Origin of the sequence: Acinetobacter pittii, assembly GCF_034067285.1 — a bacterium.
Lineage (GTDB): Bacteria > Pseudomonadota > Gammaproteobacteria > Pseudomonadales > Moraxellaceae > Acinetobacter > Acinetobacter pittii_E.
Genome location: NZ_CP139286.1, coordinates 1,324,406 through 1,349,904 on the forward strand (window position 1 = coordinate 1,324,406; position 25,499 = coordinate 1,349,904).

The following is a 25,499-nucleotide window of genomic DNA, read 5'->3' on the forward strand; positions in this document are numbered from 1 at the left end:
TACACTATGAAGCCTAATGATGTTGTCTCGAACCTGCCAAATAACCCGACACCGAATACTCATGCCTCTGTCGATTCTGCGCAGCAAGAACAACAGGCTGGCTTAGATTTTGTTCGCCAAGTCATTACTGATGATTTAGCAACGGGTCGTGCAAAACAGATCGTAACGCGTTTTCCACCAGAACCAAATGGCTATTTACATATTGGCCATGTAAAAGCAATTTGCTTGAACTTTGGTGTGGCTGAAGAGTTTGATGGTTTATGTAATTTGCGTTTTGACGATACAAATCCTGATGCTGAAGAACAAGAATATGTTGATGGTATTGCGAATGATGTGAAATGGCTTGGTTTTAACTGGAATGGTGAACCACGCTATGCATCAGGTTACTTTGATCAATTATATGCATGGGCAGTTCAATTGATTGAACAGGGCGATGCATATGTAGATTTACAATCTCCAGAAGAAATTAAGTTAAACCGCGGTAGCTTTGTTGAACCGGGTAAAAACTCTCCATACCGTGATGCCTCTATTGAAGAAAACCTTGCTCGCTTTGAAAAAATGCGTAATGGTGAGTTTAAAGAAGGTGAAGCAGTTTTACGTGCCAAGATTGATATGGCAAGTTCAAATGTACACATGCGTGATCCGATTTTATATCGTGTATTGCATTCAGAGCATCACCAAACGGGCGATAAATGGAAAATCTATCCAATGTATGACTACGCTCATCCATTGTCTGATGCCATTGAAGGGATTACTCATTCACTTTGTACATTGGAATTCCAAGACCACCGTCCGTTTTATGACTGGGTTGTAGAAAAAGTAAAATCTAAAGCAGTTCCACATCAATATGAATCTTCACGTTTAAACGTTGATTACACCATCACCTCAAAACGTAAACTACGTAAATTGGTGGAAGGTGCCCATGTAAATGGTTGGGATGACCCTCGTATGCCAACCGTAGTAGGTATGCGCCGTCGTGGTTTTACTCCTGAAGGTTTACGTGATTTCTGTAAACGTGTAGGCGTGTCAAAAACTGATGGTATTGTAGATGTTGCAATGCTTGAGTTCTGTATTCGTCAATCTTTAGAAAATACTGCTGCGCGTGGTATGGCTGTTTTAAGTCCACTTAAAGTGACTTTAACTAACTTACCTGAAGATATGGATCTTACTCATGCTCGCCATCCTAATGTGGATATGGGTGATCGTGTGATTCCTTTAACTAAGGAAATCTATATTGACCGTAAAGATTTTGAAGAAGTACCACCAAAAGGCTTTAAACGATTAATTCCTGATGGTGAAGTACGTTTACGCCATGCTTATGTCATTAAATGTGATGAAGTAATTAAAGATGCAAACGGTGAGGTGATTGAGCTGAAGTGTTCAATCGATCCTGAAACTTTAGGTAAAAACCCTGAAGGTCGTAAAGTAAAAGGCGTGATTCACTGGGTGTCTGCAACTAAAGGTATTCCTGCTGAAGTACGTATTTATGATCGATTATTTACAGAAGCTGACCCAGAAACTGGTGATGATTTCTTAGCAAACTTAAATCCAGATTCTTTGAAAGTCGTTCAGGCAGTGATTGAACCTGCTTTAGCTCAAGCGAAGCCAGAAGATCGTTTCCAATTTGAGCGCGAAGGTTATTTCGTTGCTGATCAATACGATCACACTCCTGAAAAGCCTGTGTTTAACCGTGTTCTTGATTTAAAAGACAGCTTTAAGCCTGAGAAAAAGTAAGACGCAACATATTGTGAGTAAATTTTAGCTAATAAAAAAGCCCAACTGTAAAGTTGGGCTTTTTTATTAGATGTCTTCTCATATTTTCTTTTTCTTTATGATTAACGTCCTTGGCAAAGTAGCTTAGGTTGGGTTAATCACATAAAAATAAAGAACTAATACGGTAAGAAGAATACATGCAAGCAATAAATAGGTATTAACCGTATTAAAGCTTTTAATAAATTTCCAGATGTCCATAGTAAATCAGCGTATATTTTATGTTACAAAATTAATAAATTTATAATACACGTAATTTAATAGTAAATGTTCCCAAAGATAGATTAATAATCTATCTTTGGGTAAAAAATAAACATTTGGTTTATAAATATAATTTGATTAATATATTGGATTGTAGATTAATTTATATTATTAACCACTATATCCAATGCGTTTTAGAAATTTTTGAATTACTTCAAATGCTGCATGTTCGAGTGCTTGAGCATGTTGTAAGTTTTCTTCTCGAAGTTTTGGAATTGAAACATTGGCATGGCGAAGTTCGCATGTATGGCCAATCAGCCATTTCTCAAAATTTTCTTCTGTCGTTTCAATATGGAATTGCAATGCAAGAATATTATTCCCAACTTCGAATGCCTGATTGGTATAAATCTCTGAGCTAGCTAATAGCACAGCATTTTCAGGAAGATCGAAAGTATCACCATGCCAATGTAGAACATGCACATTATTAAGCAAAGGAGATAACACCTGATTAGGACGTAAACTTAAGCTTAAGGCTCCCCAGCCAATTTCTTTTTGATGGCCTGCATATACTTTGGCCCCAAGTGCATGGGCAATAAGCTGCGCACCTAAACAAATACCAAGTGTAGGTTTGTCTGCTGCCAAGCGTTGTTTGAGTAAAGCGATTTCATCTTTTAAAAACGGATAATCTTCGGTTTCGTAAACCCCGATTGGTCCACCTAAAATAATAGTTAATCCATCGTGTGCAAAAGCAGCAGTTAAATCATCAACACCAGCTTCAAAATAACGGACGCGAAATCCAAGTTGATAAAAGACATCTTCTAATGAACCTAGGTCTTCGAAAGCAAGATGCTGGATGGCATAAATAGTTTTAGGGAAGGCGTTTGTTGTGTTCATACAAATGATTCATAGAAGATCAATAGGTGGAGTATAGCGATAAATATAAAGAAGAAAATATCTGTATAAATCGTCAATACCTGAAAATTGATATTTTTCGTTAAGAGAATATTGTTATGCAAAGGATTATCTATTTTTCAATAAATCTCTTTGTATATTCCTTTGCTTAAAATAATAGCTTTTGAGTTTGTTCGAAGCCTATATCTGGAAGTTGATGTGCGTCTTTTAAATTAACTCCTGAAAAGCCAAGCTGTTTTGATTTTTTCATTAATGCAATTAAACTTTGTGCTGCAATTGGCATCAGGACAACCCGAATATGCATTCCATGTGTAGTAAATTCCCATACTTTCAATGGAGCTTAAATCAGGGTGTTCACCAATCAGCATTAAATAATCGATGATGGTTTTTTATTCCAAATGATAAAAACTTCAGCTTAACAATCGTAAGTAAAGAAGCCAGCAATCTAAATTACTGGCTTCTCATATAATTAATGACCGTACTTCTTTCTAATGTTGATAATTTGGTATCAACTTGGTGCGAGACTTAGAAGAAGCCCATTGGTTTAGTTGAATAACTCACTAACAAGTTTTTGGTTTGTTGGTAGTGATCAAGCATCATCTTATGGTTTTCACGGCCAATACCTGACTTCTTATAACCACCAAATGCAGCATGTGCAGGGTAGATGTTATAACAGTTTGTCCAAACACGACCCGCTTCAATAGCACGACCCGCACGATAAGAAATATGAGCTGAACGTGACCATACACCTGCACCTAAACCATACATAGTGTCATTGGCAATTTTGATTGCATCGTCAAAGTCTTTAAACGTTGTCACAGCAAGTACAGGTCCAAAAATTTCTTCTTGGAAAACTTGCATGCTGTTATGACCTTTAAAAATAGTCGGATCAACATAGTAACCATCACCTACTTCTTTACGGCCACTACCACCTAGTAAAAGTTCTGCGCCTTCTTCACGGCCCGTGTTAATACAACGTAAGATTTTCTCTTGTTGTTGTAGCGATGCTTGAGCACCAATCATGGTTTCAGTATCAAGTGGATGACCAGTCTTAATACGTTTTACACGTTCGACAGCCATCTCTAAGAACTGGTCAGCAATGCTTTCTTGTACTAAAGCACGAGAAGGGCAAGTACATACTTCACCTTGGTTTAAGGCGAACATGGCAAAACCTTCAAGCGTTTTTTCTAAGAAGTCATCTTCTTTATCCATGATGTCTTCAAAGAAAAGGTTTGGTGACTTACCACCAAGCTCTAACGTTACTGGAATAATATTTTCGGTCGCATATTGCATCACCATTTGTCCAGTTTGAGTTGACCCTGTAAATGCAATTTTGGCAATACGTGGGTTTGTCGCTAATGGACGGCCGACTTCTGCACCGAAACCATTGACAATATTAAGGACACCCGGCGGTAAAATGTCTTGGATGAGTTCAGCAACTAGCAAAATACCCACTGGCGTTTGTTCAGCTGGTTTAATCACAACGCAGTTACCAGCTGCTAAAGCAGGTGCAAGTTTCCATGCCGCCATTAAAATTGGGAAGTTCCATGGAATGATTTGACCAACTACACCGAGTGGTTCGTGGAAATGATAGGCAATGGTATCTTCATCAATTTCAGAGATACCGCCTTCTTGGGCACGAATACATCCTGCGAAATAACGGAAATGGTCAATCGCAAGTGGAAGGTCAGCTGCCAAAGTTTCACGGACTGCTTTACCGTTATCCCAAGTTTCTGCAACAGCAAGCATTTCAAGATTTGCTTCTAAGCGATCAGCAATTTTTAAAAGTATATTTGAGCGTACCGTTGGAGAGGCTTTATTCCATGTTGCTTTCGCTTTGTGTGCTGCATCTAGAGCGAGCTCAATATCTTCGGCACTAGAGCGTGGAATACGTGTAAAAGCTTTTCCGTCAACAGGAGATACATTATCAAAATATGCACCCTTTATAGGTGCTACCCATTCACCGCCAATAAAATTTTCATATTGTGATTTGAATTGAACTTTTGAGCCTGGTTGATTTGGATCGATATAGCGCATATAAATATTCCTTTGCTTTTTAGGACTAAAGACTAACAAGAACCCTGTCAGTAGGTACTTTCGTACTTTGTATAATTAGGATATAAAGAAGAAGGTTGGAGAAAGGTTGGAATAGAAATGTGGATATATAAGGAATTTACAAATGTTCACAAAAAAGGATTTATTGCAGCAACGGACGTTGATTGATCAACTGCGCACGCAAAATAGTCTCTCTCCTCAAAACGCTGCCAAACTCGGTCAAAGCATTGCAAGCTCATGGGAACGATCAGCTTCTGCTGCGATTCCTAAAGAGCGTTTTGCTGCTCCATTAGTCGAGAAAAAAACTGCTTCACAAAATGCTTTAGATCTGGCTTTAAGCCAATGTGCCGACGACTTGCGTCATATTGCAGAGCAATCTTCAATGGTGATTGCTGTCGGTGATATCGGTAGTACCATTATTTGGACGGCGCCAAGTGCTCAAATGCAAAGTGCTGCTGAGCGTGTGCATTTTGTACAAGGTGGACAGTGGCGTGAAGAATTTGTAGGCACTAATGCTTTGGCTTTATCTTTAAAAACTCAACAATCAAGCTGTGTTTTTTCAAATGAACATTATATGGAATCGATTCATGATTGGGTGTGTTATGCTGCGCCGATTATCGATCCATACTCGAAACAAACTCTTGGTGTCGTTGATTTGTCGACGACTTGGAAGAATCATAATAGTTTAGGAATATTAGCTGCCGAACGATGTGCATCCATTATTCAATCCGCTTTGCTGGAGCAGCAGCGCCAGCAATTACATATTCGTGCTTTTTCGACACCGCAAGTTAAATTTAACGGCAAAAGCTTGTTATTAACGCCGCGTCAAATTGAAATTCTGACAATATTGGCGTTATGTCCACATGGTTTAACTTTAGAGCATCTTTATCAGGCGCTTTATGGTGAGCGTAAAGTCAGCATGGGCACACTTAAAGCTGAAATGTCTCAACTACGAGATATTTTGGGGGGCTTACTTGGTTCTCGTCCATATCGTCTGCTTGTGCATGTTGAAGCTGATTTTTTACAAGCTGAACAGGCACTGGATGCAGGATATGCGGCTTCTGCTTTGCAGCTTTACACAGGCGTATTTCTGGCAAAAACTGAAAGTCCATTTTTATGTGCATGGCGTGACTGCCTTGAGTCACGCTTGAGTGATGCAATTTTTAAAACCCAAGAAACAGATTTATTACTTAAGCATCTCGCCCATTTCCCTGAAGCAATCGATGCGGTAGAACGCCTGATGGAGCTATTACCGAGTGAGCATCCTGCGCATCAATTGCTGGTGAAATACCTTGATTCACCTAAACTCAGTTAAGTGATTTTTTGATCCAGCCACTGGAACAATTGTTGATAGACTTGTTCTCGTACTGGCTGGGCCGAAAGAACTAAGTCGTGCAATCCATTTTGAATAGGGACAATAGAGACATCGCCTTTGATTTTTTTACCAAATTTCGCAATGTCTTTAACGTCTAAAATCACATCACTTTGAGTCGCGTCTGTTCCCCATTTTTTAGGGTTTTTAGTTTGATGTGAATGCATAATGAGTGCTGGAATATTCAGTTTAACGCCGCGGTGTATTTCTTTTTGTGCCGTATGAATTGCATGTAGAAAGCTGAGTTGAACAGTAGGTGCAGAGGTAGGTTTCCAGTCCAGATTAAAGTCCCATTCACCCTTAAGTTGTTTGTGAAGACTGGTGGTGTACCATTTGTTAAGTTTGCTTGGAAATTTAACCTTAGGCAGATATTTTCCTACTCGACTGAGCACTGGAATACCGAATTTCTTCTCGACCAAACTTAAATTAAAATCGTAAAACGGACTATTCGCCCAGAGCGCTTTAATAAGAGGATGAGCTGGATGATGGGCAACATAAAGCGTCGCAGTTAAACCACCCGTAGAATGTCCTGCAAGTAAAACTTGATTGTGTTGCTCTTTGCCAATAATTTGTAATGCTTGAGTAATTTCGGCATCATATTCATTTAAATCAAGTACATTATAGAAAATTTGATGAGGCAGCTTTGAACGGCCGTATTTTCTGAGATCGAGTGCATAGAAGTCATAACCATGGGCATTGAATTGCTCGGCCATTTCGGTTTGAAAGAAATAATCTAAAAAACCATGAATATAAAGTACGGCTTTTTGAGGCGGTTGAGAGGCCTTTTTACGCACTAAAGTTGCTACAACTTTACCTTCATAATCATTAGGAAAGTTGAGTGTGAGCTGTTCGTAGCCAGTACCTAAAATATCTGGAACATAAGTTTGATTAGCTGAAGATGTATTCATTTTTATCGAGCTATTGTCATTAAGTCATGCAGAGTATCCTTCAATGAAATGGGCGAATTGTCAATCAGGTTTAGAGAAGGTTGGAATAAAGGTACTAAAAAAAAGGGAATACCGCTGGAGCTAAGTATTCCCAAAAAAGTAAGTCAACGGTCGGAGGGATTTGACTTACTAGAGGGATATGCCATTACATCAGTATTAAAGTGCTGCTTTGAAAATCTCCACAACTTGTGCATGGTTTGCTTTACGAGGGTTGGTGAGCATACATGCATCTTTTTGAGCGTTATCTGCCATGACAGCAAGGTCTTCGGTTTTTACTCCAAGCTCTGTTAAACCAGATGGGATACCAATCGATGAAGACAGTTTGCGAATGGCATCAATTGCAGCATACGCAGCTTCTGTTAGAGTCAGCCCTTGAGTATTCACACCCATTAACTCAGCGATTTTTGCATAACGATCTGGACAAGCAATTAAGTTAAATTCACATACGTGTGGTAACAAAATTGCGTTACACACACCGTGAGGTAAGTTGTAAAAACCACCTAACTGGTGCGCCATTGCATGAACATAACCTAAAGATGCATTGTTAAATGCCATACCAGCCAAGTATTGTGCATAGCTCATTGCATCACGCGCTTCGATGTTTTCACCATTGGCAACTGCAGGTTGTAACCATTGACTAATCATCGTGATGGCTTTTTCTGCACAGGCATCAGTAATTGGATTTGCCGCCGTAGAAACATATGCTTCAACTGCATGGGTTAGCGCATCCATACCTGTTGCAGCGGTTAAACCTGCCGGTTTTGCAATCATAAGTTTCGGGTCATCGATCGCAATGAGTGGGGTACAGCGCCAGTCAACGATTGCCATTTTCACGTGAGTGTCTGTATTGGTAATAATACAGAAACGAGTCATTTCAGATGCAGTACCAGCCGTTGTATTCACTGCAATCAATGGCGTCATCGGAACCTTACTTTTATCGATGCCTTCATAGTCACGAATATGGCCACCACCTGCAGTGACTAAACCAATCCCTTTTGCACAGTCATGAGATGAACCGCCACCTAGAGAAACAATAAAGTCACAGCCATTTTCGTTATAGGCATTCACACCGTTGTGAACATTAATATCGGTTGGGTTCGGTTCTGCACCCGGGAAAATATGGCTCGCGACGCCTGCTTCAGTTAAATAGTTCGCGATAAGATCTGCAACACCAAATTTAAATAAGCCCTCATCTGTCACAATTAATGCTTTTTTTGCGCCGAGGTTTTGTGCCTTTATACCTATTTCTTTGGCACATCCTGGTCCAAAGAGTGATACACATGGGATATAAAAACCGTTTGTTTGATCTGCAATATTTTTAAAAGCCATGGAGTGATTCCTTTTCCATAAATCCATTGTTTGTTATTACAGGTGAGCCTCACCATGGCCTTAGTATTGTGATGTGAGGATTATTTTCCTACCTACCAAAAACCTACCAAATATTATTTGTTTATTAATTATTGATTTATAGGTGCTTTTTAGAAAGTTTGGCACATTCATTTAATTTTTTCGGGAAAATCGTTAAGCTATGGGCTGTTGAAGATGTACATATGAGATTATGAAACAGGAAACTGCGCTTAAACTGCTTAAAGCAGGTGAAAATGTCTTTTTAACCGGTTCGGCTGGTGCAGGGAAAACCTATACACTTAATCAGTACATCCAATACCTAAAAGCACGTAAAGTGCCTGTGGCGATTACGGCATCTACAGGTATTGCTGCAACGCATATGAACGGTATGACTATTCATACATGGGCTGGTATCGGTATTAAAGATCAGTTAACCGATGATGATCTAAAACGCATGAAAGAGCGTAAATACCTTAAGGAACACCTTGAAAATGCGCAAGTTCTTGTGATTGATGAAATCTCGATGCTCCATGCGAAGCAGCTTAATTTGGTTAACCAAGTTCTAAAATATTTTAAAGAAAGCGATGAAGCTTTTGGTGGCATTCAAGTCATCGTGGCTGGAGATTTCTTCCAGTTGCCACCTGTTGGCCGTAATGGTGAAGCCAATCGCGACAAGTTCTGTTTTATGTCGGATGCATGGGTCGAAGCTAAATTTCGCGTATGTTATTTAACAGAACAGCACCGTCAAGACGATGAAATTCTGAACCAGATTTTAAATGCTATTCGCGCGCAAAATATTCAAGCAGATCATTTACAAGCACTGCGTCAATCACGCTCACACGATATTGGTGAGACCTTTACGCGTCTTTACACGCACAATATGGATGTCGACAATATTAATTATCAGCACCTAAATGAAATTGATAATGAAGGGCACCAATTCAATGCTGTTTTAGATGGTAATGAAAAACTATTAGAAACTTTAAAATCTTCTGTTCGTGCGCCAGAAGAGTTAACGCTTAAAAAGCATGCCAAAGTCATGTTTGTAAAAAACAACTTTGATATGGGTTATATCAACGGAAGTTTAGGTGAAGTCATCGGCTTTGAAGAAGATGACGAAAATGGCTTACTACCAAAGGTAAAACTTACTGATGGCACTACATTACTGGTTGCTCCTGAAACATGGTCAGTTGAAAATGAAGCAGGTAAGGTCATTGCAAGTTTTCAGCAGATTCCACTTCGCTTAGCATGGGCGATTACCATTCATAAAAGCCAAGGTATGACGTTAGAAGCGGCTGAAATTAACCTCATGAATACCTTTGAGAAAGGTCAGGGTTATGTTGCACTTTCGCGCTTAAAATCTTTAACGGGGTTAAAGCTATTAGGTATTAATGAGCAAGCTTTAGAATTAGACAGTTTAGCTGTAAAAGCCGATCGCCGTTTTCAAGAGCTGTCTAAAGAAGCCGAAGATAACTTTGCAGATGTAGATTTAACTGCTCAGCATAAAGCTTTTATTCGTCATTGCGGTGGTACCTTAAATGAAACTGAGATTTCTCGTAATGAGAAGAAACTCGCAAAAGGTGGCAAGCAAAATTACGCTACGGCAACGCTAGACGAGACACGTGTCTTGTTTGAAGAAGGTTATGAGATTGAAGATATCGCGCATGAACGTGGTTTAACCCCAGCGACGATTATTAATCACTTGGCTCGACTTCATAAAGAACAAAAGCTAGATATTTCGGTTGCCCATCCGGGTGAAGAGGTGGTCGAAGAAATTCGTAAAATTTATAAGAAGCTTAAAAAACGCCAAAATCCAGATCATTTTTCTGATGATGGTTCGATCAAACTAAGACCAATTGTTGAGGCAACCAGCCCTCGGATGGGATATGATCAAGTTCGATTAGCTTTATTATTTATTGAGTAAAGTTTAATTCGCTTAATGACTTATTATATAAATTGAGGTGGCTATGCCGCACGTTGTAGTTGATTATTCAGAAAATTTAACTGGATTAAACGCAAAACAATTACTTGAAGAAATTAATACCACGCTTATTGAGACAGAGCTATTCAGCCCAGAAGATATTAAAAGCCGTGCGCGTAAAGATGATGTTTTCCTCATTGGCTTAGGGGCTGATCAAGCCTATATTCATGTAAAAGCCTACATTTTGTCAGGAAGAACAGCCGAACAAAAACAACTTATGGGTGAGCAGTTATTAGCGGCACTCAGCAACAAAAAATATCTAGAACCAGATTTTAATAAAGAAATTCAATTGTGCGTTGAGCTTATCGATATGCCAAGAGAAGATTATTTTAAGCAAGTTGTATAACACTAAAAAAGCGCAATTTCGATCAAGAATAGAGATGAGCACTATGTAAAAGTAGTGCTATCGAATGAACAGACATAAATGTATGGCTGTATATATACAAAAGCTGCAACTGGTTTGTGATTATATTCAAAGACATTTAGATGAAGATTTAGATGTTGATCGATTGAGCCAGATTGCGGCCTTATCCAAGTTTCATTTTCATCGAATTTTTGCCATTCATATTGGCCTAAATGTGATGAAGTTTATTCAACTTTCTCGTTTAAAGCGGGCCTCTTTTCAACTGGCATTTGAACCTGATCTCAAAATTATTGAGATTGCATTGCAAGCAGGGTTCGAGAGTCCAGAGGCTTTTACTCGTGCATTTAAGCGTTCATTTGATCAAACTCCTCGGGCTTTTAGAGAGAAACCAGACTGGGAATCTTGGCACCAGAAGTTTGTTTTTATGATTCCAAAAAGTGAGCTAAAAATGAATGTAAATATTGTTGAGCGGCCTGTTGAAAAGATTGCCTATCTGTCGCATTTAGGCAGTCCAGATAAAGTCTTTGAAACGGCTGCACGTTTTATTGCTTGGCGTAAAGAAACGGGTTTATCACCTGTGACCAAATCTAGAACTTATGGTATTCCGTTTGCTGACCCTGAACAGACGCCATCTGACGAGTTTAGATTTGATATTGCGGGTTCAATTGAAAAAGCTGTACCTGAAAATACTTACGGCGTACAAACAGGAGAAATTCCTGCGGGTCGTTATGCAACCGTAAGGCATGTTGGTAGTCATGACCAGATTAAAGATAGTGTGTATTACATCTTTAGAAACTGGTTATCTGAGCAATCAGAAGAAGCTGGGGATTATCCTGTTTTCTTTCACTATCACAATTTTGTACATGAGGTGAAAGAGTCCGAGCTTATTACAGATATCTACTTACTTTTAAAGTAAGTGCAAGTGATACAGGCCTAACTTAGGTTATGCCTGTAGGTTTAGAAGTTTGATATCAGCATATTGCTCAATTAAGTTGGCGTCTAACATATGGATATAATCCATAAAGAGGGTACTAAAACTTCCCATAGTTTGTGCCTGATTTGCTGCCAGTTTACCTGCAATTGCGAAGTGAACATGAGCTGAAAGTGCAGCAATGCTTGGGGTAGTCACAGCGCTATATGCTGCGATTAAAGCACCCAACGCACAGCCCGTTGCCGTAATTTTAGGTTGCAACGGACTTCCGCCATTTACTTGGATAACGATGTCTAATTCTTTAGATAAAATGTAATCTGACTCGCCCGAAATAGCGATACAGTCTGCATGCGTTAAGAGGGAGAAAGCCTGTTGATAGGCCTGATCACTACTTAAGGTACTATCGACACCTTTAGATTGAACTTGGTTGCCTGCAAGCGTACTAATTTCTGAGGCATTACCTCGAATAACACTTGGCTTAAATTGTAAAAGCTCGTCCGTCATTTGACTGCGCCAAGCTAAAATTGGTCCATAGCCGACTGGGTCGAGTACCCAAGGAATATTATGAAGCTGTGCAGTCTTTGCAGAGATTTGCATAGCTTGCATTTGCTCCGAAGTTGGCGTGCCCAAATTAATGCTTAAAGCTGATGAAATCTTGGTAAAACTTTCGGCTTCATAAGGATTATCAATCATGGCAGGTGAAGCACCAGAAGCAAGCAACACATTGGCTGTATAGTTCGCTGCAACGCTATTGGTAATACATTGCACAAGAGGCGTTTTTGCCTGCATGTTTTGCCAAGCTTCAATTACTTGCTCAATTAAAGTCGATGCTGATGTCATATTATTATCCTTATCAAGCCAAAGTGATTACAGATTTAGTGGGTGAAATAGTGATCTTGATGCTTACATTTTTGGCAAATCAAAGAAACATAATCGGCCGCATCATAATCAACAGTTAAATCATTTGAACCACAATGCATACAACGTTTAACCGAATAGAAGTTTAAACGCGGTTCAATTTTACGCCATGCTTTCCAGACAGGTTGTACGAATATCTGTTCGTCGTAGCCTAAGAAGCGGTTAAGCAAAATATAGCTCATTTTACTGTATGGAATATTGTGAGGACGAGGCAGCACTGAGGTTTCCCACTTTTCGGCTAAGGCTTTCTCACGATATTGTTCTAAGGTTTTCTTTAATAAATTGGTATTAATAAATTTTTCATTGCGCGGCTGTAGGGCATTTTGTTTATAAAGATATTCGAGCGCCGTTTGAATCAAATAGTAAATTTGTCCAATCGCTAATGAATCCATTAAACGGTAGCAAAAAGTTTGGAAATGAGTACTTCCTGCAATTTGAATGCCCCATGTTCTACAATAGAACTGCATAAACTGGATAATTTCTTGATAGAGCACCTGAAATAGCACATCTTTCACTTCATCGGCACTGCGAAATGGTATACCGAGACTTAAGTTTTCATAAAACCAATGGCGTAGTTGCTGGGCAACACTAAATAAACTTGGGTCGCTATAACCATCTAGTCGAATATTTAGATAAAAACATTGAGGTTCATTCGCTTGGTCTTGAGCGTTTAAAATTCCATCTTTATGAAGTTGTTTAATTAGATAGTTTTGAAACATCCAGTTCGGAGTAATGTGATGGGATTTAATCCGGTCCCAGTGAATGTATTCATCATGTGCAATATCATCACGGGCATAGTCATCAAGTACACTAAGTAAAAATAATTTATGTAAAAAACTCAGTTGTTCCAGACTTCGCTGTGGTTGATCTTTTGACTTAAATTGGCGTTGTTCTTGTAAGCGCGTTTGCTGTAAAAGCTTTTTACGTTGTTTAGTACAAGTTTCACAGTGGCATGTCATTTTTTCATCTTTAAATATGCGGTGCTGACAATGACTGCATTCATGAAATTGAATGTCTTGTTCAAATTGCTCGGCATCTACCCAGTACATCGAAGCTTGGCAGAGAGGACAATGGCTACTTTCATCTAGCTGTTTCTGTAGAATTTGTAAGGCCATTTTGCTCCGAACATAAAATAAAAAATGAAAGGGGTATTATACACAGCAACGCTATCGATGGCTGAGATTGTCTTTTTGTTTGCTGCTAAAATAGAAAGACCTAAAATCTACGTTTAGATTTTAGGTCTTCATCATAATTCGAAGTTTAATTAAACAGGGCACGGCAAACTCTCATCATGTTGTCCAAGTTTTTTAGCGTTGATAAGTGCCTGTACTTTTTTACTTGGTAATTTGACTTTACCTAAAGCATCGTAAGTGTTGACGATTGTGGTTACCTCTTGAGCAGTCATTGAAACGCCCTCGGCAGATAGAAAAACTGCAATCACGTGGTGATCAAGTCCTGCCGCGTCTAGATCATGAATCGCTTTAATATTTTCTAAGCGATGAAAATGTGCTTTTAATTCCATGTTAATACCTCTTATCTCATTGAAATATTCATATTGGTCTATGAGATAAGGCAAGAACCATGCCCAAAATGTAAGCTGACTCTAAAAAATGTTAAAAGCTGAAGTTGTTTTATTTTTATTGTATAGATTGATTATATAAGCAACGATTATCGTAAATTTGGTCTAATCTGTGCTAATAAAAGACGATTCTAATTTGAAATGTATAAATGAAGTCCCATTAATTTTATAAAGGTAAGTAAACACAGTATGTATGATTGAATATGGTCAACTCATAACAATTTGTACTACGGTTTCCGAAAAGTATATAAGGAATAAAGATGAATATTGCGGCACAGCCTCCAGTTCAGGCAGATCAAACAGTTTATTTAAAAGATTATCAAAAACCTTCGTTCTTGGTTGAATCCATTAATCTTGATATTCAAGTTTATGACGATAAAACAGTTGTTGATTCAACATTGGTGATGAAGCGTCAAACTGCTGGAGATCTGGTGTTATTGGGCCGTGATCTTGAGTTGCAATCTATTCAGCTCAATGGTCAAGTTCTCACTCCTGCACAATATTCACTCGATAGTGAGCAACTGGTGATCACTGATGCACCAGATGAAGTCATTTTACAGATTCAAGTCGTTATTCACCCTGAAACCAATACTCAGCTTGAAGGTTTATATAAAGCAGATGAGTTATTTGTTACGCAAAATGAGCCTGAAGGTTTCCGCAAAATTACGTTCTATCCAGACCGTCCGGACGTACTTTCTGTCTTTACGACACGTGTAGAAGCAGACAAAAAATATCCGGTATTACTTGCCAATGGTAACTTGCTTGAAACTGGTGAAGTGGGTGAAAACCGTCATTTTGCAATCTGGCAAGACCCGACTAAAAAGCCAAGCTATTTATTTGCTTGTGTCATTGGTGATTTAGCTGTACTTAAAGATCGTTACACGACTTCTGAAGGGCGTGATGTTGCTTTAGAAATCTATGCAATCGAGAAAGACATTCCAAAATGCCATATCGCGATGGAAGCATTAAAGCATTCTATGCGTTGGGATGAAGAACACTATGGCCGCGCATATGACCTCGATAACTATATGATTGTTGCGGTGAGCCAGTTCAACATGGGTGCAATGGAAAATAAAGGTTTAAATATCTTTAATACTTCATGCGTGCTGGCCGATGAAGAATACACCACGGACGCTGCAATTATGCGTGTGCAGTCTGTGATTGCCCATGAATATTTCCATAACTGGACAGGAAACCGTATTACTTGCCGTGACTGGTTCCAATTATGTTTAAAAGAAGGTTTAACGGTATTCCGTGATCAATCTTTCTCTGAAGATTTACAATCTGCTGCGGTTCAACGTATTGATGATGTTGCGGTACTTAAATCGCACCAATTCCCTGAAGATGCAGGTCCATTGTCGCATCCACCACGTCCGGACCATTTTGTCGAAATTAATAACTTCTATACGGCAACTGTTTATGAAAAAGGTGCGGAAATTAACCGCATGATGTCGACTTTGTTGGGTAAAGAAAAATACCGTAAGGGTACTGATGAATATTTCCGCCGTCATGATGGCCAAGCCGTGACTGTAGAAGATTGGGTTGCTGCATTATCAGCAGGTTCAGGTGTCGATTTATCTGCATTCTTAACTTGGTATAACCAACCGGGTACACCAAAGCTTGAAGCAAAAGGTGAATATGATGCCGCAGCACAAACTTACCGTTTAAGCTTTAAACAAAGCCTAAAAGCACATCCTAAATATCCAAATTTAAAAGCGGTTCCGATACCTGTAGCTTTAGCCCTATTTAATGCGAAAACAGGTGAGCAATATACATTGCACAGTGACAGCCTGTTCGTAAATGATGTTAAAGATGGCGTGTACTTGTTTGACCAAGATGAGACAACCATTGAATTTACAGGGGTGATTGAGCAACCCGTAGTGTCGTTACTGCGTAATTTCTCTGCTCCAGTAAATCTTGTATTTGATTATACTGATGAAGAATTAGCATTCTTAATTCAGCACGAAACAAATGGTTTTAACCAGTGGCAAGCAACACAAACTTTGCTTGAACGTATTTTGTTAGAAGACCATTCTGCAGATGCGTACATTCAAGCTATTCAAAGTACGTTGCCTGAGTTAGTGGGTCGTGACCCGCTTTTAGCTTCGCGCTTATTTGATGTACCAAGTGAAGGTTATTTAGGTAGCCGTATCGATCAAGACTATGCACCATCTGATATTCATGTCAAACGTGAAGCCTTACTTAATCGTTTGGCACAAGAATTAGGTTCATTCTGGAAAGATACTTACCTAACGCTTGACCCAGACCTGCAAAAAGAATTTTCTTTAGCGATGGGTGTACGTGCGTTAAAGAATATCATGCTCATGATGATGGCACGTCAGGGTGATCAAACTGCATTTGAATTAGCACATGTGCAGTACCAAAACACAGGCAATATGTCTGAACGTTTAGGGGCACTACGTGTATTGGTTTGGCAAAATGCGCCTCAAGCTCAAGAAGTGCTTGCTGATTTCTATGACCGCTTTAAAGATGAGGCTTTGTCTTTAGATCAGTGGTTTATGATTCAAGCTGCGAATCCAAATGCGACCGCAGAAACAATTGAGTACTTAACTCAACATCCTGACTATGATTTAACAACTCCAAACCGTATTCGTGCTGTAAGCGGTGGCCTATCAAATAACCCTGAAAATACATGGGGTTTTGGTGTAGCTCACTTTATTAACCTTGCACAATATCTAGACGAGAAAAATCCAATTTTAGGTTCGCGTTTATTACAGGTATTGTCACGTTGGTATACGCTTGCAGAGCCTCAGCGCACTCAAGTTCAGCAGGCTTTACAAGCATTACAGCCTAAAGTGAAGTCGAAAAACGTTTCTGAAACTTTAAATAGTATGCTGAGTGTTTAATTAGTTTGAAATAAAATAAATAAAGGTCTCATATGAGGCCTTTATTTTATCTCTACAGAAAGATAGTTTTCAGAAATTCTTTCTATAGTGATTTTGCTGTAGATAGATTGCTTAATATTTTGCTGATGGCTTTAATCATGATTGTTAATGATCTATTTAAAATATACCTTTAAATGAATCTAAAAAGAAAAGTAAACATAAATAAATATGCTAAATAATCTTTTCTTATGGATTAATTTAATAAAATCGATTGACATATTTATTTAAATTTTTTCTAATAAATTTTATTGTAATTTAATTAATATATTTAAAATCAATAACTTAATTTTTATAATGTTAATGGATTGTTATTGGTGGTTAATTTGGGTAAGTATATTTTATTATTTGAAATTTCCAATAAAAATGCTGTCAAACATTTTAATTTTTTTTATGTATTATGCCAAAAATAGGGTAAAAAATATAAGCTCTAAAAGAGCAGTCAAATTAAAATGATTGTAATGTTAAGGGTTAATTTTTTTACATCTATTAATTTCAACAATTTAATGTAAAAAGGTTTAGACCATGAAAAAGACTTTTTATTATTTATCAGCAATTGCTGTAGGATTATTTTCTCTCAATACAGCAAATGCCGCTACAGCAACAGGTACATTGACTGTTAGAGCGACAGTAACAAATAGCTGTGTTCTAAATACCTCAGCCACAGGCACAACTTCAAATGCAGTCTTAGACTTTGGAACATTAAGTTCACTTGCGAGCAATGTAGACGCAGATACCACAACCACAGGTGGTACTCCAATCAGAGTACTTTGTAACAACACTGTGCCGTGGACTTTATCATTTGATGGTGGCCAGAATGTTTTATCAACCCAACGTCGCATGATTGGTGGAGCAACCACTACAGAATATATTCCTTATAACCTTTTCTCGGACACGGGACGTGCAACAGCAATTGGTATTGCCACAACTGCCTACAGCGGAACCGGTACGGGTAATGTTCAAACTGTAAATGTGTATGGCCGTATTCCTGCCGGTACGACTTTACCAAGTGCCGGTAGTTATTTAGATACAGTAACAGTGACCGTAACTTATTAATTTTTATAAATAAGAAATACTGTTAGCCCTTTTAAAGGGCTAATGCTTTAAAAGATTTATTTGGGCAAGTCATGAAAAAAAATATCTTTATTATTACGAGTTTATTCTTATCTCTATCTAGCGCTTTGAGTGCGGCTACAATCCGAATTTCACCTGTGAATGTAGAAATATTGAGTAATCAGAGTGCTTCTTCGATTAGTTTATTTAACCAGTCGAATGAAAGTACTGATTTGCAGATTCGTGTGTTTGAATGGAAGCAGAAGGATGGACAAGATCAACTTATCCCGACAGATGAGATCGCGATTAGCCCGCCGTTTTTAAAATTAAAACCGAATGATTCTTATAATTTGCGTGTTGTCAGAATTAATCCGGCAGCGATTACTGGTGAAAAAACCTATCGTATTATTATTGATGAGTTACCAAAACCCGCGGATAGCCGTAAAGCAGCTCAAGGAATAAATGTATTACTACGTTCGTCATTGCCTGTATTTGTAGTAGATAAAGACGCGATTACTAAACTAAATTGGAAAATTGATCCTAATCAGAAATCACCTTCTTTAAATATTAGCAATATTGGAAATCGACATGCGCTTTTAAATAATTTAACGCTTGTTGATACGACCGCGAAAAAAAGTTATCCGATTAAAGTAAACACCGTAAATGGCTATATTCTTGCGGAGCAGAACAGAAGTTACACTATTAATAATTTTACATATCAGCCAACTCATAAATACAGTGTGTCTCTGACAGTTAATGGTAAGAAAACAACACTTTAAGAGGCTTATATGAAATACATTATAGGTGTCTTATGTGTTGCATATCTTCCTGCATATTCTTTTGCTGAGCAACTTCAAGATCATACGAACACAGTAACTCCTCGTGTTCCGGATGCTATAAATAGTAACAATGAATATGCGCAAGCGAAGGGTGATAAACAGGAACAAGAGCTTAACTTTACTCAGCTTTTTTTAAATATTTCTATTAATGCAAATGCTTCTGAAGACTTGGTTGCTGTCAAACAATCTAAAGATGGCAAGTTATATATCCGTGCCCGTGACTTAAAAGCTTTAAGGCTGAAAATGGATGAGCAGACTGCTGACAGTCAATTGGTATGTATTAATGATCTAAAAGGAATCCAGTTTAAATATCTAGAGAATGAGCAGTCTTTAAATTTGCAAGTTCCGTCAAACATGTTGACGGGTTATGCAGTGGACCTCAATGGTCAGCAGATTACTAGCCCGCATTTACTTAAGATGAAACCGTTAAACGCGGCTATTCTTAACTATAGCCTGTATAACAGTATAACCAATGACGAAAATACATTTTCAGGTTCGGCTGAGGGAATTTTTAACAGCGCGATTGGTAACTTTTCGTCAGGGGTTTTATATAACGGAAGTAATGAAGATAGTTATAGCCATGAAAAATGGGTACGCCTAGAAAGTAAGTGGCAATATGTTGACCCTGAAAAGATCAGGATTTATACCCTAGGGGATTTTATTTCTAACAGTTCCGACTGGGGTAGTAGTGTACGCCTTGCAGGCTTCCAGTGGTCGAGTGCTTACACCCAGCGCGGTGATATTGTCACCTCGGCACTCCCGCAATTCTCCGGTTCGGCTGCACTGCCTTCAACTTTGGATTTATACGTTAACCAGCAAAAGATTTATTCAGGACTGGTACCTTCAGGCCCATTTGACATTAAACAGCTCCCGTTTATTTCAGGCAACGAAGTCACGCTAGTGACCACGGATGCAACAGGACAGCAGAGCATTACCAAAAAGCCTTACTATTTTTCATCCAAGATTCTGGCAAAAGGTATTAATGAGTTCTCTGTAGATGTTGGTGTTCCTCGTTATAACTATGGTCTCTATTCAAACGATTACGACGATGCCACCTTTGCATCAGGTGCAATCCGTTACGGTTATAGCAATTCACTGACTTTAAGCGGAGGAGTGGAAGCTTCAACAGATGGCCTGTCGAATCTCGGTACAGGTTTTGCCAAGAACCTATTTGGTTTTGGAGTGATTAATGCCGACATTGCAGCGAGCCAGTATAAAGATGAAAACGGCTATTCTGCCTTATTGGGTTTAGAAGGGCGCATCAGTAAAAATATTTCATTTAACACCAGTTACCGTAAAGTATTTGATAACTATTTTGATCTTGCCCGTGTGTCTCAAGTCAGATATTTAAAAGATAACCAGATTAATGCCGAGTCACAAAACTATCTGAGCTACAGTGCACTGGCAGATGAGATTTTTAGGGCAGGGATTAACTACAACTTTTACGCAGGCTATGGGGCTTATCTGGGATATAACCAGATCAAATATAGCGACAATTCCTATAAATTACTGTCTGCCAACTTAAGCGGAAGTCTCAATAAGAACTGGGGATTTTATACTTCTGCCTATAAAGATTATGAAAATAATAAGGACTATGGCGTTTACTTTGCGCTGCGGTACACACCGTCTAACAAACTCAATGCGATCACAAGTGTATCTAATGAGAGTGGCAGACTGAGCTACCGCCAAGAAATATTTGGTTTATCGGAACCGAAAATCGGTTCATTTGGATGGGGTGGTTATGTTGAGCGAGATCAGGATGCACATGAAAATAATGCTTCGATTTATGCCTCTTACCGTGCCCGTGCTGCTTACCTGACAGGACGTTATAACCGATTTGGAGATAACGATCAGGTTGCACTTTCAGCAACAGGTTCACTGGTTGCGGCAGCGGGACGTATATTTGCGGCCAATGAAATTGGAGACGGTTATGCAGTTGTCACCAATGCTGGACCGCGAAGCCAGATTTTAAATGGTGGGGTTAATTTAGGTTTTACTGATAAGTCTGGAAGATTTCTAATTCCGAGCTTAATGCCGTATCAAGAGAACCATATTTATTTAGATCCGTCTTATCTTCCTTTAAATTGGAGCGTTAAGGCAACAGATCAAAAAACAGTGGTCGGCTATCGCCAAGGAACTCTAGTTGACTTTGGTGCTCATCAGGTTATTTCAGGATTAGTAAAACTTGTTGATCAAAACAATTCACCATTATTGCCAGGTTATACGGTTCAAATTAATGGGCAGCAGGATGGGGTTGTTGGCTATGACGGTGAAGTATTTATTCAAAACTTATTAAAGCAAAACAAACTTGAAGTCGATCTTATGGATCATGGTTCGTGCCAAGTTGACTTCACCTATAACAGTAATCAGTACTCAACTAAGAAATTGGGACCTTATGTATGTCGATAAGTATTTTTGATAAGGCTCAAATAGAGAGCTGCAAGAAAATTCCATTGTTTTTGAAATACCTCATCGGTATTTGCTTATTTTATCTCGTTTATGCATTTTTTAGTCCAGCACATGCTGCTTGTACGGTAAGTGGAACCACCAATAATACTTTTATCTATACGGCAGCAAATATTAATAGTGATGCAACTGTAAACCTTTCAGGAACAATTACTTGTACAAATTTGGGACTTCCCCAGATTTCTGCTTATATGTGTATGAAAACCGTCTTTACTGGAACAACGAATAGCCATAATAATGTTTCACTACCTTATACAGTAGTGGGTACAGTAGGTGGAGCGGGTTCTACCACCACAAACCAAACCTCCAATGTTTGGTATGGTCCAGTAAGAACGGTTGCTTCAAATAATATTGTTAACTACTCGGTAAATGTGAAAGTGCCTGCCCGAACAGGTTCACTTATTGCCTATCCTCAAGGAACATATACGGCTACGGTGCGGCTATATTGGGATATGGATGCTCTGGGCTTAATATGCGGTGATTTAATTGGTGGCTGGGATTCTGGCGATACATTACTAACAGCGAACTTTGTGGTTCCAAGTCTGTGCCAATTAAACTCAACTTCAAATGTTGATTTTGGCAATATTAATGATATCGGTATTACTAAGAAAGATTACACAGCTCAAGGAGCGGTAAATACAACTTGTAATTTTGGAACGCCATACAGTATTTATTTAGGAGACGGCAATAACCGTATCACTGGTGGGTTCAGGCGTATGGTTAATAGTAATAATGAATTTATTCCATATCAGTTATATAAAGACTCTAACTATAGTACGGTCTGGGACGCTACAGGTGGCGTAACCAGTGTTGGGGGAACGGGAGGAGTCTCAAAAACGGGTACAGGCGGTGCTCAAAGTACACCTGTTTATGGAAAGATTCCGCAAGGTACTTCCATTGCAAGTAGACCGGGCACTTATTCTGATAGTGTTGTTGTGACAGTGACTTATTAATTTTTTTAATCTACGCGCAGATCTTTTCACTGAAGGGATCTGCGTAATTTCAATATATTTTCATTCTTTGAAACTTACCTGTCATCAAAAACAATTTGACTTGAAAATACATACTGTATATTTATTGATTAGTTCTAAAAAAGAACTAGAAGAGGGTACAGGCAATTAAACAAAGGTGAATAAATGTCGGTTCGTCCTTTGATTGCATTAGGGTATAAAAAACAAACAGGGTGAAATGTCTATGACATCAGCAACACTAAATAAAAAACAAGATTGTGTGGTTGTTATTGGCGTCGGAGCATTACAAGGGATTGGTGCAGCCGTGTGTCGTCTTTTCGCCAAAGAAGGTTTAAAAGTTTATGTTGCTGGGCGTACTTTCCAGAAAATTGAAGCAGTGGCTGCAGAAATCCATTCCAATGGTGGAGATGCTGTAGCGTTCCGTCTGGATGCAGAAGATATAAAGCAAGTACAGGCCTTGTTTGACACCATCACTAGTCAGAATGAGCGTATTACTGCTGTCATTCATAATGTGGGAGGAAATATTCCTTCTATCTTTTTACGCAGTCCATTGTCGTTTTTTACTCAAATGTGGCAATCCACTTTTTTATCGGCCTATTTAGTTTCTCAAAGCTGTCTAAAAATATTTAAAGACCAAAATCACGGTACGCTTATTTTTACAGGGGCGAGTGCTTCATTGCGCGGCAAACCTTTTTTTGCTGCCTTTACCATGGGAAAATCTGCTTTGCGAGCTTATGCTTTAAATCTCGCTCAAATTTATAAATCACAAGGCATCCATATTGCTCATGTGATTGTTGATGGAATGGTCGATGGCGATAGAGTCAATAAAGCCTTATTAGGGCTGGGGCGTTTAGTCCGCCTTACGCGTGGCACGGGTGGCCTCAATATCGATGCGATTGCAGAAAACTATTGGATGCTTTACCAACAAACTCCGAAGCTTTGGACACATGAACTAGATTTACGCCCTTATCAAGAAAAGTTTTGAGAGACTAAAATGCTAAAAAAAATATTTCAAAGATTTCAAAAAAAGCAGGGCTGTGTAGTGGTCGCGGGCCATGACCTACAACTGATTGAGCGTGATTTTGTAATTTTAGATAAAAATGCGCACTTCCCATTACACCTTTATCAGGTTGTGCATGATTCAGCCGTGCAGAATATGAAAATTCATTCTATAAATGATGGCGTGACCGCAGTTCACTTAAACTTGGTGAATGCAGATCATTTAAAAAGCTTGGTGCGTTATATTTCCAGCCATGGACATACTATTGAGCTCTGTGTATTTCAGCCAAGTTTCTCATCTTCATCAAACATCGAAGCGTTATCTTTAGAAGAAATTGAACATAGCTGGCAGACCACAGGTTTAAGTGCAGTGAGTGTAGCGCAAGCCGTGATTAAGCCGATGCTCAAACAACAGCGGGGAACCCTTATTTTTCTTGGCGCACCCTCTAGTCAGTCGACTCAATACGATGTGTTAGGCCAAAGTATGTTTGCGGGTATTCGCGCTTTATCGCAGTCATTGGCAAGAGAGTTTCAGCCTAAAGGTATTCATGTTGCTTATTGCATGATTGAAAAATGGGAGGGGCAAAATCAGCACTTTACTTCATCTCTTAAACAAGTCTGTCAGCACATCTATCAGCAGCCTGATTCGGCATGGAGCCAAGAACTTAGCTTGTCTTGAAATTGACTTGTTCAATATTCTCAACTTAAAGCAACTGATAAAAGCTTTAGTAAGATGTTGAATAAAATTAAGTTAAGAGAATGAAAAACAATAATTATTTAACTGTTTTCTAGCCAATATCACATTGACACCCAAAACCGCTCCGATTATTCTTTGCTTGCTGGCCACATTGCCAGTCGGTTTTAGCAGACCGTTTTCATCTAGTACATCAAAAAAGAAATTTTTTGGTGTCGAACTCGTTCGTCCCCCTTCGTAGCGGTAGGACGGAGGAGGGACGCCTTCGGGCGTGCCGGTTCCTAGATGACTGGTCTGCTAACCCTTCTTCGTTCTGCCACCATAATCATTTAGCAGTGATTTGGCAGAACTTCTATTTCATCTAGGAGTCCGCTATGCGTACTAATTCTTTTTCTTTATTGGCCTTTGCTAAAGTCTTTCTATTTGTCTCATGTAAACGGTCTTTAAAAGGTTTAATCAACACAAGGTTTTCTACGCCTTAAGAATCGTTACGACTAAAAATCATAGCAACAATAAACCTGAGATAGGCGAGCACACCTTTTTCGTGCGGCTTTTGCATGCCTGTTTTTAGCGCTCAATTTAAGAGTGACGGCATTTCTATCTCTTTTACATACAACAAAAAAATATTTTAAACGGTATAAAAATGCCAAATTTAGAAGCATCATTTAGAGCACTTCGCGTGCTCCACGCGGCAAAAGATTTATTTAATCAACATGGGTTTTACATCGGGGTCGATCGAATTGTTGAGGAAGCCAAAATTCCTAAAGCCACTTTTTATAACTATTTTCATTCCAAACAAAGGCTCATTCAGATGAGCTTAACTTTTCAAACAGATGCATTAAAACATGAGGTGTTTTCTATCATTCACTCGTACCGTGAACTCATGGCATTCGATAAACTTAAGAAAATCTACTTTTTACATGCAAACTTAGAGGGCTTTTATCGGCTGCCATTTAAAGCCATTTTTGAAATTGAAAAGCTTTATCCCGTAGCTTACAAAGTCGTTAGCGACTATCGGACTTGGTTTGTTCAAGAAATTTATAAATTACTTTTAACTGTAAAAGTTACCGCTACAGTTGAAGATGCCTATATGTTTTTGTTTGTGATTGATGGGGCAATGGTGCAGCTTTTAAGTGCAAATAAGATCGATGAAAGAGATAAATTATTAGAATATTTTATGTCGACACTTACTTAGGT

General features: G+C 38.8%; 20 protein-coding genes and 1 pseudogene. 13 read left to right on the top strand and 8 right to left on the bottom strand.

Annotated elements, in window-relative coordinates:
- Positions 1 to 6 precede the first annotated feature (6 nt).
- Complete coding sequence (locus SOI81_RS06245) at positions 7 to 1,734, top strand: glutamine--tRNA ligase/YqeY domain fusion protein (RefSeq protein WP_262456446.1); 1,728 nt, start codon at positions 7 to 9, stop codon at positions 1,732 to 1,734.
- A 408-nt stretch (positions 1,735 to 2,142) separates the two neighbouring features.
- Here SOI81_RS06245 and SOI81_RS06250 read toward each other — a convergent pair whose 3' ends face one another.
- From SOI81_RS06250 to aldA, 3 genes and pseudogenes are all read right to left on the bottom strand, one after another.
- On the bottom strand, positions 2,143 to 2,865 hold the full coding sequence (locus tag SOI81_RS06250; protein WP_320139045.1) for a glutamine amidotransferase: 723 nt from the start codon (positions 2,863 to 2,865) through the stop codon (positions 2,143 to 2,145).
- Positions 2,866 to 3,031: 166 nt separating this feature from the next.
- Positions 3,032 to 3,254 (bottom strand): annotated as a pseudogene (locus SOI81_RS06255) (hypothetical protein); the annotation flags it as partial.
- 154 nt (positions 3,255 to 3,408) lie between these two features.
- Positions 3,409 to 4,920 (bottom strand): aldehyde dehydrogenase family protein, encoded by a 1,512-nt coding sequence (gene aldA / locus SOI81_RS06260; protein ID WP_224991302.1) that lies wholly within the window; start codon positions 4,918 to 4,920, stop codon positions 3,409 to 3,411.
- Between the two features lie 142 nt (positions 4,921 to 5,062).
- On the opposite strand from aldA, the gene SOI81_RS06265 reads away from it, so the two are divergent.
- Entirely contained in the window at positions 5,063 to 6,253 is a 1,191-nt protein-coding gene (locus tag SOI81_RS06265; protein ID WP_016140618.1) for a helix-turn-helix domain-containing protein, read from the top strand.
- On the opposite strand, the gene SOI81_RS06270 is transcribed toward SOI81_RS06265, so the two are convergent.
- Both SOI81_RS06270 and mdh read right to left on the bottom strand, forming a co-directional pair.
- Positions 6,250 to 7,218 (bottom strand): alpha/beta hydrolase, encoded by a 969-nt coding sequence (locus tag SOI81_RS06270; RefSeq protein WP_239976562.1) that lies wholly within the window; start codon positions 7,216 to 7,218, stop codon positions 6,250 to 6,252. The two genes, SOI81_RS06265 and SOI81_RS06270, sit on opposite strands and share 4 nt — an antisense overlap.
- A gap of 195 nt (positions 7,219 to 7,413) precedes the next feature.
- On the bottom strand, positions 7,414 to 8,586 hold the full coding sequence (gene mdh / locus SOI81_RS06275) for an iron-dependent methanol dehydrogenase (protein ID WP_016140620.1): 1,173 nt from the start codon (positions 8,584 to 8,586) through the stop codon (positions 7,414 to 7,416).
- A gap of 229 nt (positions 8,587 to 8,815) precedes the next feature.
- On the opposite strand from mdh, the gene SOI81_RS06280 reads away from it, so the two are divergent.
- The 3 genes from SOI81_RS06280 to SOI81_RS06290 all read left to right on the top strand — a co-directional run bounded on the left by SOI81_RS06280 (position 8,816) and on the right by SOI81_RS06290 (position 11,865).
- Positions 8,816 to 10,528 carry an AAA family ATPase gene (locus tag SOI81_RS06280; protein ID WP_016140621.1) on the top strand — a complete coding sequence of 571 codons (1,713 nt, stop codon included), beginning with the start codon at positions 8,816 to 8,818 and terminating at the stop codon, positions 10,526 to 10,528.
- 43 nt (positions 10,529 to 10,571) lie between these two features.
- Positions 10,572 to 10,931 (top strand): 5-carboxymethyl-2-hydroxymuconate Delta-isomerase, encoded by a 360-nt coding sequence (locus SOI81_RS06285; RefSeq protein ID WP_320541392.1) that lies wholly within the window; start codon positions 10,572 to 10,574, stop codon positions 10,929 to 10,931.
- 82 nt (positions 10,932 to 11,013) lie between these two features.
- Positions 11,014 to 11,865 carry an AraC family transcriptional regulator gene (locus SOI81_RS06290; RefSeq protein WP_320541570.1) on the top strand — a complete coding sequence of 284 codons (852 nt, stop codon included), beginning with the start codon at positions 11,014 to 11,016 and terminating at the stop codon, positions 11,863 to 11,865.
- A gap of 27 nt (positions 11,866 to 11,892) precedes the next feature.
- Here SOI81_RS06290 and thiM read toward each other — a convergent pair whose 3' ends face one another.
- The 3 genes from thiM to SOI81_RS06305 all read right to left on the bottom strand — a co-directional run bounded on the left by thiM (position 11,893) and on the right by SOI81_RS06305 (position 14,320).
- Positions 11,893 to 12,720, bottom strand: coding sequence for a hydroxyethylthiazole kinase (thiM, locus tag SOI81_RS06295; protein ID WP_182002623.1), 828 nt, complete (start codon positions 12,718 to 12,720; stop codon positions 11,893 to 11,895).
- A gap of 35 nt (positions 12,721 to 12,755) precedes the next feature.
- Complete coding sequence (locus SOI81_RS06300; RefSeq protein ID WP_320541393.1) at positions 12,756 to 13,913, bottom strand: hypothetical protein; 1,158 nt, start codon at positions 13,911 to 13,913, stop codon at positions 12,756 to 12,758.
- A gap of 149 nt (positions 13,914 to 14,062) precedes the next feature.
- The gene (locus tag SOI81_RS06305; RefSeq protein ID WP_320139059.1) at positions 14,063 to 14,320 is read right to left on the bottom strand and encodes a hypothetical protein; all 258 of its coding nucleotides are present in this window, start codon (positions 14,318 to 14,320) and stop codon (positions 14,063 to 14,065) included.
- Positions 14,321 to 14,637: 317 nt separating this feature from the next.
- On the opposite strand from SOI81_RS06305, the gene pepN reads away from it, so the two are divergent.
- The 8 genes from pepN (at position 14,638) to SOI81_RS06345 (ending at position 25,497) form a co-directional block, all read left to right on the top strand.
- On the top strand, positions 14,638 to 17,244 hold the full coding sequence (gene pepN / locus SOI81_RS06310) for an aminopeptidase N (RefSeq protein ID WP_320541394.1): 2,607 nt from the start codon (positions 14,638 to 14,640) through the stop codon (positions 17,242 to 17,244).
- A 561-nt stretch (positions 17,245 to 17,805) separates the two neighbouring features.
- A complete protein-coding gene (locus SOI81_RS06315; protein WP_016140628.1) occupies positions 17,806 to 18,336 on the top strand; it encodes a spore coat U domain-containing protein in 531 nt (176 codons plus the stop codon).
- Between the two features lie 71 nt (positions 18,337 to 18,407).
- The gene (locus SOI81_RS06320; protein WP_224991295.1) at positions 18,408 to 19,112 is read left to right on the top strand and encodes a molecular chaperone; all 705 of its coding nucleotides are present in this window, start codon (positions 18,408 to 18,410) and stop codon (positions 19,110 to 19,112) included.
- A 9-nt stretch (positions 19,113 to 19,121) separates the two neighbouring features.
- Positions 19,122 to 21,581 carry a fimbria/pilus outer membrane usher protein gene (locus SOI81_RS06325; RefSeq protein WP_320541395.1) on the top strand — a complete coding sequence of 820 codons (2,460 nt, stop codon included), beginning with the start codon at positions 19,122 to 19,124 and terminating at the stop codon, positions 21,579 to 21,581.
- A complete protein-coding gene (locus tag SOI81_RS06330) occupies positions 21,572 to 22,591 on the top strand; it encodes a spore coat U domain-containing protein (protein WP_320541396.1) in 1,020 nt (339 codons plus the stop codon). The genes SOI81_RS06325 and SOI81_RS06330 overlap by 10 nt, the downstream gene beginning before the upstream one ends.
- A 241-nt stretch (positions 22,592 to 22,832) precedes the next feature.
- On the top strand, positions 22,833 to 23,594 hold the full coding sequence (locus tag SOI81_RS06335; protein WP_320541397.1) for an SDR family NAD(P)-dependent oxidoreductase: 762 nt from the start codon (positions 22,833 to 22,835) through the stop codon (positions 23,592 to 23,594).
- Positions 23,595 to 23,603: 9 nt separating this feature from the next.
- A complete protein-coding gene (locus SOI81_RS06340) occupies positions 23,604 to 24,287 on the top strand; it encodes an SDR family NAD(P)-dependent oxidoreductase (RefSeq protein WP_320541398.1) in 684 nt (227 codons plus the stop codon).
- Positions 24,288 to 24,945: 658 nt separating this feature from the next.
- On the top strand, positions 24,946 to 25,497 hold the full coding sequence (locus SOI81_RS06345) for a TetR/AcrR family transcriptional regulator (RefSeq protein ID WP_320541399.1): 552 nt from the start codon (positions 24,946 to 24,948) through the stop codon (positions 25,495 to 25,497).
- Positions 25,498 to 25,499 lie beyond the last annotated feature (2 nt).